Source organism: Peptoniphilus rachelemmaiella (assembly GCF_943169845.1).
Lineage (GTDB): Bacteria > Bacillota > Clostridia > Tissierellales > Peptoniphilaceae > Aedoeadaptatus > Aedoeadaptatus rachelemmaiella.
Window position 1 is genome coordinate 1 of the sequence record NZ_CALPBW010000032.1, and the last position, 10,771, is coordinate 10,771.

The 10,771-nt window shown below is 42.3% G+C and carries 11 protein-coding genes; 1 reads left to right on the forward strand and 10 read right to left on the reverse strand.

Translation table 11 applies throughout. The features are described 5' to 3' along the window. Positions 1-262 precede the first annotated feature (262 nt). The 10 genes from KO087_RS09335 to KO087_RS09380 all read right to left on the reverse strand — a co-directional run bounded on the left by KO087_RS09335 (position 263) and on the right by KO087_RS09380 (position 9,407). The gene (locus KO087_RS09335; protein WP_215508953.1) at positions 263-520 is read right to left on the reverse strand and encodes a motility associated factor glycosyltransferase family protein; all 258 of its coding nucleotides are present in this window, start codon (positions 518-520) and stop codon (positions 263-265) included. 192 nt (positions 521-712) lie between these two features. Beyond that, on the reverse strand, positions 713-2,239 hold the full coding sequence (locus KO087_RS09340; protein WP_215508954.1) for a sodium:solute symporter family protein: 1,527 nt from the start codon (positions 2,237-2,239) through the stop codon (positions 713-715). Positions 2,240-2,265: 26 nt separating this feature from the next. Beyond that, positions 2,266-3,414, reverse strand: coding sequence for a pyridoxal phosphate-dependent aminotransferase (locus tag KO087_RS09345; RefSeq protein WP_215508955.1), 1,149 nt, complete (start codon positions 3,412-3,414; stop codon positions 2,266-2,268). After that, on the reverse strand, positions 3,415-3,966 hold the full coding sequence (locus KO087_RS09350) for a 2-oxoacid:acceptor oxidoreductase family protein (protein WP_215508956.1): 552 nt from the start codon (positions 3,964-3,966) through the stop codon (positions 3,415-3,417). It lies immediately after the preceding gene. A 1-nt stretch (position 3,967) separates the two neighbouring features. Further along, on the reverse strand, positions 3,968-4,777 hold the full coding sequence (locus KO087_RS09355; RefSeq protein WP_215508957.1) for a thiamine pyrophosphate-dependent enzyme: 810 nt from the start codon (positions 4,775-4,777) through the stop codon (positions 3,968-3,970). Then, complete coding sequence (locus tag KO087_RS09360) at positions 4,770-5,906, reverse strand: 2-oxoacid:acceptor oxidoreductase subunit alpha (protein WP_215508958.1); 1,137 nt, start codon at positions 5,904-5,906, stop codon at positions 4,770-4,772. Before KO087_RS09360 ends, KO087_RS09355 begins: the two co-directional genes overlap by 8 nt. Position 5,907: 1 nt before the next feature. Beyond that, positions 5,908-6,099, reverse strand: coding sequence for a 4Fe-4S dicluster domain-containing protein (locus KO087_RS09365; protein WP_215508959.1), 192 nt, complete (start codon positions 6,097-6,099; stop codon positions 5,908-5,910). A gap of 46 nt (positions 6,100-6,145) precedes the next feature. Beyond that, on the reverse strand, positions 6,146-6,907 hold the full coding sequence (locus tag KO087_RS09370) for a CoA-transferase subunit beta (RefSeq protein ID WP_215508960.1): 762 nt from the start codon (positions 6,905-6,907) through the stop codon (positions 6,146-6,148). A 2-nt stretch (positions 6,908-6,909) separates the two neighbouring features. Next, positions 6,910-7,863 carry a CoA transferase subunit A gene (locus tag KO087_RS09375; protein ID WP_251375024.1) on the reverse strand — a complete coding sequence of 318 codons (954 nt, stop codon included), beginning with the start codon at positions 7,861-7,863 and terminating at the stop codon, positions 6,910-6,912. A gap of 119 nt (positions 7,864-7,982) precedes the next feature. Next, on the reverse strand, positions 7,983-9,407 hold the full coding sequence (locus KO087_RS09380) for a Na+/H+ antiporter NhaC family protein (RefSeq protein WP_215508961.1): 1,425 nt from the start codon (positions 9,405-9,407) through the stop codon (positions 7,983-7,985). 168 nt (positions 9,408-9,575) lie between these two features. Between KO087_RS09380 and KO087_RS09385 the strand changes: the two genes are divergently transcribed. After that, the gene (locus KO087_RS09385) at positions 9,576-10,481 is read left to right on the forward strand and encodes a LysR family transcriptional regulator (RefSeq protein WP_215508962.1); all 906 of its coding nucleotides are present in this window, start codon (positions 9,576-9,578) and stop codon (positions 10,479-10,481) included. The last annotated feature ends 290 nt before the right edge of the window (positions 10,482-10,771 follow it).

Below are 10,771 nucleotides of genomic sequence, written 5' to 3' on the forward strand. Positions count from 1 at the left end.
TTGCAATCAATGGTAATCAGGCGTCTTTCTTCTGAAACACCGGTGACCTCGACATCTTGGATTCCTAAAAGTAATGTGGTAATATTGTTTTGCACTTGTTTGCCCCCCTTTATTATTTTGTGGTGATATAATTTTAGGTGATAGGGAAAACAAGTGCTATCTTTTTGCATAAAAATATCCATTGAGGAGGTTACTCCCCAACGGATATTATAGAGCCAAAAAAAGCCCTTCGGGGCCTTTTTTATTGGCGAATATGCTTTATCTATCCATCCTTCGAATGAATAATAAGCATTTTACCTTCGTGTAGCGTCACTTCTCCCGCGTCCTTCAGCAATTCATTGCTGACGCCACGGGTTTTTTTTCTGTAAAGCGTTAAATGATCCACCTCATACTTAAAGCCATCCGTTGTAATCTCGATGGCATCGGTAACGGGAACGAAGCTCACGTAGTGAAAGCCGAGCTGCTCCACGTGATATCGGCCCGGGCCGACGAGGCGCAGGCGATTGTTTTCGTCGATCATGCTGATCTGCGCTTATTCTCAATATTGATCTTGAGATATCACATCTTATGGCAGCTTCATTAATATAGTAATCTATCTAGTGAAATCACATCTACAACCGTCTTCTCTCATCAAACATACAAATTGTGCAAGCCTTAAAGAACCCCATTCTTTAAGGCTTGCACATTAAACTAGTCGTATAATTATAATCTTTTATGGTTTCGTGAGCCGTTCATCTCTTCTATACCCCAGTACTGTTATAACGATGGAAATAAATACTCCAATAAACAGAGAGTCGATGGACGTATCCATTACTTCACTAGCGATTACAGCTAGCGGTGACAACACAATAGAAGCTAAGATAAATTTTGGTTTTATCCTCCCCCCCATATAAAGTGCAGTTGTTAAAGGAACAAATACAACTGCTCCTCTCAAGCCCATTGATAAAAACCCATAGTCGTTAATCACCGTATCTCCGGTTGTTAAGGATACCATAGCTGCCACAACTAAAATAACAGCGATCATTATTCTTGTTGCAATGAGCTCGTATTGGGGTGTAAAGTTAGTTTTCTTTATTTTCTTATTAACATTCTTAACCAATATGGTGGCCATCCCTAATGACAATCCTGCTCCGCCGGCAACCACGCTAATCAGCAGAGTTCCTATAATAATCCCTGCCACAAGTGGATTAAGATGATTCAGAACAAACGTCGGAAACACCTGTATAGTTTCTGCTAATACCGGCATATTGTGTAAGTCTACACCCTGTGCCATCAACACCTCTGCCTCCGCTTGGAGCACATAGTGACTTCTCATAAATAAGCCGATCAAAATCCCCGCTATACCTAAAGGAGGAATCAGAAACGCCGATAAAAGCGCCCCCTTTACTCCTTCTTTATCGGACCTGGCACTTAAAACTGCTTGCGCATAGGTTTGCGTGGACAACACTCCCAAGAGCAAGGATAAACCCGACCCTATGTCTTTCATAGGACCTCTGGCAACTAGGTTTAAAAATCGTCTACTCACATCTGCTGCAGATTCGATTGCCGGCAATCCTGTTTCGGCTTGGACTGACCCAATGCCGGTAACCAAAAGTTGATTCTGGAGATTCGACATTAGCCCTGATACTCCGTTTGAGGTTTTAAGGGTGTAAAAGAGTCCCACCAAGGAGGCTAAATATAGTAATAGCAGTTTAATGACGCCTCCCATGCCAGCTCCCCATGTACCTCCAAAGATAACATAGATGATCATCAGTCCTATTGATGCCATAACGGCTATTAACAGCGGAAGATGCGGTGTTAGTGTCATGATGAGCCCTGAACAAGCTATGACTTGAGCCAGTACACTGAGAAATATACCTGTACAACATAGCAGTGAACATAAACTTCCTGCGACAGAACCATACTCCTCGGAAATCATTTCCATTTCCGTCACTTTGCCGGTTTTTCTCATTCTCTTTGTATATCCTAAAGCGAGAACCAAGCAACCAATTCCTGAGCCAAGCGTAAACCACCAAGCCGATAGACCATAGTGAAAAGCTAACTGTGCTGTCCCAATAGTAGCTTGACTACTGACCAAAGCTCCCATAATCGAACCACATACGATCCAAGAGCTTACTTTGCCGCCTCCTGTTAGAAAGTCACTGGCAGTTTTAATTTTTTTTCCGGAATAAGCCCCAACTCCTATGATCAATAAAATCACCAGGCCGATTCCAAAAACAGTCCATCCTGACATATTCATCCCACATCCTTACTCTCTGCTGTCATTTAACCGAAAAATTGCTCCATCCTTCTGAGTGCTTCTCGAATCTCATCCTCGCCAGCTGCAAAGGAAAATCGCACGTAACCCTCTCCGGCTGGACCAAATGCCACTCCTGGGGTAGTCACGACTTGGATTTCTTCCAACATCCTAATCGCCAATTCTTCTGACGACATGCCGGTCTCTTTAATGTTGGCAAATGCATAAAAAGCACCTTCAGGCATGATACATGAGAATCCTTTGATCTTATTTAATCCTTGAATCAGAATATCTCTGTTGGATTGGTACACAGAGACCATTTCATCAATGCAATCTTGGGGGCCCTCGAGTGCTTCAATGGCCGCCACCTGAGTCGCTGTAGTTACATTGGCCGTCAAACTTCCTTGTAACAACGTCATGGCTTTGATTAAATCCTCAGGTCCCACAGCGTAACCAAGGCGCCATCCCGTCATGGAATATGTTTTGGAAAAAGAATTGACGGTCACTGTTCTTTCGAACATTCCCGGGTAGCTGGCGATGCTATAGTGACTATGCCCATCGAAAATGATTTTTTCATAAGGCTCGTCGGAAATCACAATTAAATCTTCTTCTATCGCCAATTTTGCCAGCTTTTCCAGTTCTTCTTTTGGCGTCACAGCACCGGTAGGATTGTTCGGCGAATTAATGATGATCGCTTTGGTTTTACTCGTAATATACTGTCTAACAACTTCTGCCTTGATGTGAAATTTATCACTTTCATACGTCGGCACCATCACCGGAGTCCCATTCGCCAGTGAGATGTACCCCATGTAGTTAGCAAAACACGGATTAGGAACGAGGATTTCATCACCTTCATCCAAAATTGCTTGCATCGTAGACATCAATGCCTGCCCCGCTCCAAACGTGACGATGATATTTTGCGCATCAACATCCAGCCCGCTATCACGTTTCATCTTTTCAGCGATGGCCTTTCTTAGTGGCATATATCCTGCATTTGCCACATATTTGGTAAAGCCAGCTCTTAATGCCTTGTCATTCGCTGCAATAATATTCTCAGGTGTAGAAAATTTCGGCTCTCCGATTCCCAGGTTAATAACATTATCATATTTTGCGGCCAAATCAAACATTTTTCTAATGCCGGATACAGGCAGTCTAGATACTCTTGTTGAAAGTTTCATCTATTTCACTAGCTCCTTTCCCTTTTCATAACCCTTCTCTAGTGCTTTAATATTCAGCTGAACAATCTTTTGTCCCTTGTCCTCAAAATGCTTTTCAACGATTTTCTTTGCTGCATCAATACTGATCACACCAGAAACGGCTATGATTAAACCCATGGTGATGATATTAGCCGTGGCCTTATGACCTATTTCACGAGCTAAGCCGGAAATATCAACTGGAATGTCCCTACCCTCACTGGCAGCTTCCTGAACAACTTCTGCCTTGTTATAAATAATATAACTTCCTTCAGGCATATTATTGACATACCTCTGGTAGGCAATTTGATGTAGGCAAATGACAAAATTCGGCTTCGTCACTTTTGGAAAGTAAATTTCTTCATCACTGACAATCACGTCAGATTTAGCAAAGGTACCTCGCGTTTCAACACCATATTCGCTCGAAAGTGTTGCTTTTTTTCTATCATAAATGGCGGCTGCCTTAGCAATCAACGTACCACAAAGAATCATCCCTTGCCCGCCAACACCACTAATGGTAATTTCCTTTTGTGCCATATCATCTTCCTCCCGCTGCTTGTTCAATAATTTCCTGATAAAGGGTCCCATAGTCTAACTGATCTCGGTTGGCAAAAACACCTGTCACATATTTATCGACAAGTTCTTCTTCAGGCATCGTGTCAGCCTTGGCCTTCGATACTGTATTGTCCTTGATCCATTGAAGCATGGCCGGGGCATCACCAATTTTATTGGATCTTCCATAGTGGGTGGGGCACGGTGAGATGACCTCAACAAGAGCGAAGCCTTTCTTAGACATAGCTTCTTTAATTAATTTCTGTAGCTGCACAACGTCAAACACTGTAGCACGAGCAACATAGGGTGCACCACTCGCAGCAACTAATTTACAAATATCGAACCCATTCTCGACATGACCATATGGGGATGTTTTGGTAATCGCATGTTTAGGCGTGGTACCCGAGTATTGTCCCCCTGTCATACCGTAGTTTAAGTTATTTACCAAAATCGCTGTTAAGTTGATGTTCCTTCTTGCCGCATGGATTAGATGGTTGCCTCCAATGGTAGCGCCATCGCCATCTCCCATTAGCGTAACCACATTAAGATCCGGATTCGCCAATGCGATTCCAGTGGAAACCGGCAAGGCTCTCCCGTGCGTCCCGTGAAACGAGTTCGTCGTCACATAGTCATCAGCCTTTCCCCAGCAACCAATCCCAGTTGTGACCACTGTATTTTCCTTGGTCCAACCGAGGCTATCCATACCTCTGAAAATGGCCTGTAACGTAATACCATTACCACAACCGGCACACCAGAATAGCGGCATCTTTTCTTCTAGCAAGTAGTCCTTATACATGTTTCATTGCCTCCTCGATTGCCTTGAAAATCTCCTTCGGAAAGATGGGTTGGCCATCAATGCGATTAACACCTATCACAGGAATATTTCTTTCATTCCTTTTGTGAACTTCATCAATATACTGTCCTAAGTTGAGTTCTGGCACAACCACAGCTTTTGCTGTTTTAAGTATATTTAGAATCTCTTTTTCTGGAACAGGCCATAAGGTGATGATCTGTAATATACCTACTTTCAGTCCACGTTCTCGAGCCATCTGCATAGCTGATAAGGCCGATCGAGCTACACCTCCATAAGTGACAATAACTACCTCGGCATCATCCATGAAATATTTTCTGACAATGCTAATGTCGTCTACATTATCTTCTATTTTATTATTCAGGTGTTTAATGATCCTGTCCGCATTATCAGGCCTAGCGCAAGGCCTTCCATATTCATCGTGCATGCTTCCATTAATCTTAAAAATGTGCTTGTCTCCGAAAGAGGCCATTGGCGTAATCCCATTTGCATGTTCATACGGTTTGTACTCACCCACGGGACAAGACGGACCTGTTCTCTCCACAGTCTCAACTTCGTCTTCATCGTATAAGACCACTTGTTCTCTCAAGTGTCCTACAATTTCATCCGCTAAAAATATAACTGGAGTACGATAGGTTTCGGCGTAATTAAATGCCGTAATCATTAAGTCAAAACAATCCTGCACACTAGAGGGGGTGAGAGTAATGATCGAGTGATCCCCATGTGTTCCCCATCTCGCTTGCATCACATCGCCTTGAGCAGGCTTCGTCGCCAATCCAGTACTCGGGCCTGATCGCTGTACGTCGATGAGCACGCAAGGCACTTCGCCCATCACGGCTAGACCTAAATTTTCTGCCATGAGGCTTAAACCCGGTCCGCTGGTAGCGGTATATGCTTTTTTCCCTGCACAGGAAGCACCAATTAGCGCAGCCATGGACCCAATCTCATCCTCCATCTGTACAAACATACCACCTACTTGAGGTAAACGATTAGATGATGTTTCGGCAACTTCACTCGAGGGAGTAATCGGATAGCCTGCATAAAATCTAGCACCAGCCGCAATTGCTCCTTCAGTAATAGCTTCATTACCCTGCATAAATGAATATCTGGCCATCTTAATTTTCCCCCTTCGTAACCGTAATTGCAAAATCGGGACATCTCATTTCACACATCTTGCATCCTATGCAATCTTCCGGGCGCACCACCTCAGGTCTTTCACTTTCCTTGTCAAAAACGCTTTTTGGACAAAATGTAATGCATATCCTGCATTTTTTACAATACTTTCTGTTAATGTCGATATGATTCATCACAAACCTCCCTACTAAACTGTTTACACCTTTCCCACATGACCACCTATATCATCACACGATCAGGGTCAACTTCTTCAACTAATACTCTAAAGATTTCTTCCCCTGGTACCTCATATAGTGTCGCTTGGGAAACATCAATGGCAAATCCGGTATTTTCAACGACTTCTTCCTTGCTTACGCCGGGAAAGATTTTATCCATGTACATCCTTTTATCATCACCAAACTTGAAAACACCATACTGAGTGACTACCGTTCTCGGTCCTTTATTTGGATTTAACCCCCTCTTAGCCCTGCCATCCGGACCGTCAATCCATCCTGGACTCGTGCAATAATCTACCTTTTCTACAAATCGTCGTTTTTCATGCTTCATCACGATGATCGTGTCACAATAAGTTGCGATACCATTAGCCCCTCCCGAGCCGGAAAACCGCGTCTTAGGATGCAAGTAATCGCCTATGGCTGTCGAGTTTAAATTGCCATAAGCATCAATTTCTGCTCCTCCCAAAAATCCAGCATCAATGACATTACGTTGAGCCATAATCGTCTGAAATCCAAAATAGCGATACTGCGGCCACAACACAGAAGCTTCCCGATTAATCCGCAAATCAGACACGCTAGTCGGAACTTCCAAAGGATTTCCCTCCAAAATGCCGGTTTCAAACAGCAATCTGGCGTTAGGTGCAGTTGTATGTTTGGCTAGTGACGCTCCAATGAGGGGTAAACCGGTACCAATGATATATACTTTTCCATCTTCAATTTCATTGGCTAAAGCAATGGCCATTAATTGTTTTCCCGTGTACTCCATGTCTACCTCCTTTTTAAATTTTGAGCATATCCCAAGTTTTTATCTATTTTGATTTTTTCTAACTGTCCTACTCCAATTTTTTCAAGATACTCTTGATGCGAAACATAAGCATATTTCTTTAAAAAATCGTCAAAACCTTCGTCTGTCCTACTTGCTTTGTCATACTCCAACATCATCACCGGATCGTAATCATAATGGCCAAAACATTGCGATGGATGTGCCCCGAATTGGCATTCCACCACAGCCGACACGCATAATCCGGGTAAAGTGTTATGCTCAGGATGAGATCTCATTTCCTCATCGGTTACCACTTCTTCACATGTGATAATCGTATGGCGAGCTGCCATGGCTATATCGACATCTTGAAATTCCGCCCCTTCAATGATACACATGCCATCAGGGCTAGCCTTTTGCACATGAATCAATGCCACATCAATTTTGGGAGTCGGAAGTAGACAAAGCACCGATCCAGGGTTAAATGGGTCTTCTTGAATCACAAATTTTTTTGCTGGAAGCTTAGGTAGGTTTTTCCGTTCATCTTCAGAAATCCCCCATTTGTTCACCAGATCTGATCCAAGCATATTTTTTACAGCTACATAAGGAAGACCCAAAGCTGCACCATGGTACATAATTGTCTGTACATCTAGGGAATAATCCTCCACCGGCAATGTTCCGCTCTCCACTGCAGCTCTAAATCGTCTACATACCATCGAAAAGCCTGAGTTTGCGATATAGCCCATATTGACTGCCTTGGCTAACTTCGCACCAATGATTAAATCAACATCTCCACCCGCTGCCCCACTTTCGATGTACAAATCCTTTTTCCCTTGTCTTATTAACTCTCTCACCAACGCATATGGCTTACGATTCGTTGAAAAACCACCAAGTGCTATAAGATCGCCATCATTAACAAACTGTGATATAGCTTCTTTCAAGCTCATCAATTTGTTGCTCACAGAATCACCTCATATTTACAACTCTTCTAGACCATTGTCTAACTAAATCTTCAATCCATTAGGATTCCTCATTTTTTAAAGATCATACCGCCGTGAACTTTTACACATTCACAATCAAGTTAGCTGTTTTCCAACTCTTTTTGTCGTTCTTCTTCTGATAGTTCATCAAGCCATTTTGTATCATGCCCAAATATCGTCCACAAAATTAGCAATACCGGTGTTACCATTAAGAAGAAATTATATTGTACTAGATCAAACGGTTTTACACCTAGAAATTCTATCGCTACGGAAGTTGATAAGCTCCAAGGCACAATCACTGCCATTGCCGTACATCCAACGCCCAACGCTCTCATTAGATTCTTTCTCTGCAAACCTTTTTTTGCGTACACCGGTTCCATTATACTGCCCGCAAAAGCATAGGCAAAGTTCATCGATGCTCCAACTACTGCACCAAATATGCCAAAGAGCATGGTTGCAATGATAATGGAAACTTTAGAACGGAGTCGCGACGTCAAAGGCTCCACAAAGGCGTCAACAATGCCTGCGGAATTAAGTATACCGAAAAGCCCAAAGGCAAAGAAAAACATAATAGCTGTTCCCGCCATACTCATCACGCCACCACGGTTAAGTAACTTGTCTACAAATTCAACACCACTGTTGATTTCATAGCCACTCCAGAAATAATTCAGCACATCAGCAAGGCTATCCCCCTGGTATAAACAAGCCACGACTCCTCCAAATATAGACCCTCCTAAGATTGCCGGTATGGACGGAATCTTTTTAGCTAATAGTACGATGACAGCCACCATTGGGAGTAAGGTAATGATGCCGGTATTAAACTCTTTTCCAATGGTATTTACAATATCGTTGATAAGGACTGTATTGACATTCCCGCCAGCGTATTTTCTACCGACCAGAAAATATATGAAGCAACAAATCAAGGCTGAAGGAACTGTAATCTTTGCCTGATGCTTGATCCCTTCAAAGAGATCCACCCTAGATACCGCAGACGCCAGGTTCGGGCTGTCCGATATCGGAGAAATCGTATCGCCAAAAAATGCTCCTCCACAACATGCTCCAGCCGTAATCACGGGATTGATATTAAGACTTATACCAATTCCTGCCAAGGCCAGCCCTGCCGTGCCAAATGTACCCCAAGAAGTTCCCGTAATCAATGCAGTCACAGCGCACAAGATAAAGGCAGTCATCAAAAACATGTTAGGCGAAACGGATCTGACTCCAAAACTGATAATCACAGGTACCGTACCTGATGCATTCCAAGTTCCAACCAATGCTCCAACACATAAAATGATCATCGCCGGTACAATGGCCTTTGAGCAGTTTTCAATAATACCATTTTGAATCTCTTTATAGGTCGTACCTGTCCCAAGACTAACACCCATGGCTACAATCCATGAAATCAAAAACAAAGCATTAATTTTCGACCCCCAAGCCAACGATGGTACCATAATGACCGAGAAGACTAAAATCATTGACACCAATGCATAAGTAAAGCTCGGTTTTTTCTTTTCTCTTAATTTCATAAGTTCACCTTCCCCTTCTTAAATTTTTATTATTTGCTTTCTCTCACTACCTTGATTTGATTTTATATATTATATATACTTAAGTAAAATTCAAATAAGGGATGGTGCTTATCGAAATTCTCGATAATCTGAAATCAATCATTCAGACATTTTGAAAGGATATGTTCTATGGATATCAAATATCTAAAAAGCTTCATAAAAATTGCTGAACTAGGAAGCTACACGGCAGCTGCTGCACACTTAAACTATGCTCAATCTACTTTGAACAATCAGGTTAAAACATTGGAACGAGAATTGGGATATCCCTTATTCGATGTCATTAATAACAAAATCTTCCTAACCAATGAAGGTGCAAAATTGTTGGATTATGCATATAGCGCAGTTGATCATGAGATCGACTTCTTTAATTCCATTAACCAGGAGTCTGTCGGGAAACATAAAATCAACATCGGCGCCGTCGAATCGATTATGTCCTCCTTCGTGATCGACGCAGTCGGTGAATTTCTCAAAATCCATCCTGAAGTCAATATTTTCCTCGATCAAGATATAGCCGGAAACCTATTTCAAAGCCTTAAAGAAAACCAGCTCGATATTATCATCACTATGGGCGATCTTATCGACAGTGAAAGCATCGCTGTCATCGGTCAGAAAAAAGTACAAGCTAAATTTTTCAGTCGTAAAGACCATCCTCTGCTACAACAAGAAACCGTACGGCTTAGCGATATCTGCCAAGAAAAACTTGTTTTAACCGGCAATAACTCTTACGTGAAAAAGCGATTTGACGATATCATAAGAAAATCCAAAGTCAAATATAATTCCAGTATACGTTCTAACTGGGCCAGCGTCGTCATGTCTCTCGTCAAAAAAGATCAATACGTCGCACTTTTACCGGAATACCTGATCTATCCCATTTTAGATGACAGTGATATTGTGATATTAGATGTTGACGACTTTAACCTAGAATTCTACCTTCAGATCTGTCACCATAAAGGCAAATCTCTTTACCCTCTGCACAAAGAACTAGTCGACTTAATCAAACTTAAATGGATGGAAACAGAACAACTGACGCGTTGAACAACACTGCTCCAATTATCTTCACCCAAACCACGATGCAATCACATCAGGAGGATGTACCATGCAAATGAGTAGGTTCGTCCAAATAAAAAAGGAGCCTAGTTTTCACTAGACTCCCCAATGGTTGACATAGAGCCAAAAAAGCCCTTCGGGGCCTTTTTTTAGGCTCTATAATATCCATTGGGGAGTAATCTCCTCAATGGATATTTTTGTGCAAAAAGATAGCACTTGTTTTCCCTATCACCTAAAATTAAATCACCACAACATAATAAAGGGGGGCAAACAAGTGC

Bases quoted from the DNA above. Each gene is read 5' to 3' on its own strand.
- KO087_RS09335 (WP_215508953.1), bottom strand. From the start codon at position 520: ATGATCGACGAAAACAATCGCCTGCGCCTCGTCGGCCCGGGCCGATAT.
- KO087_RS09340 (WP_215508954.1), bottom strand. From the start codon at position 2,239: ATGAATATGTCAGGATGGACTGTTTTTGGAATCGGCCTGGTGATTTTA.
- KO087_RS09345 (WP_215508955.1), bottom strand. From the start codon at position 3,414: ATGAAACTTTCAACAAGAGTATCTAGACTGCCTGTATCCGGCATTAGA.
- KO087_RS09350 (WP_215508956.1), bottom strand. From the start codon at position 3,966: ATGGCACAAAAGGAAATTACCATTAGTGGTGTTGGCGGGCAAGGGATG.
- KO087_RS09355 (WP_215508957.1), bottom strand. From the start codon at position 4,777: ATGTATAAGGACTACTTGCTAGAAGAAAAGATGCCGCTATTCTGGTGT.
- KO087_RS09360 (WP_215508958.1), bottom strand. From the start codon at position 5,906: ATGGCCAGATATTCATTTATGCAGGGTAATGAAGCTATTACTGAAGGA.
- KO087_RS09365 (WP_215508959.1), bottom strand. From the start codon at position 6,099: ATGAATCATATCGACATTAACAGAAAGTATTGTAAAAAATGCAGGATA.
- KO087_RS09370 (WP_215508960.1), bottom strand. From the start codon at position 6,907: ATGGAGTACACGGGAAAACAATTAATGGCCATTGCTTTAGCCAATGAA.
- KO087_RS09380 (WP_215508961.1), bottom strand. From the start codon at position 9,407: ATGAAATTAAGAGAAAAGAAAAAACCGAGCTTTACTTATGCATTGGTG.
- KO087_RS09385 (WP_215508962.1), top strand. From the start codon at position 9,576: ATGGATATCAAATATCTAAAAAGCTTCATAAAAATTGCTGAACTAGGA.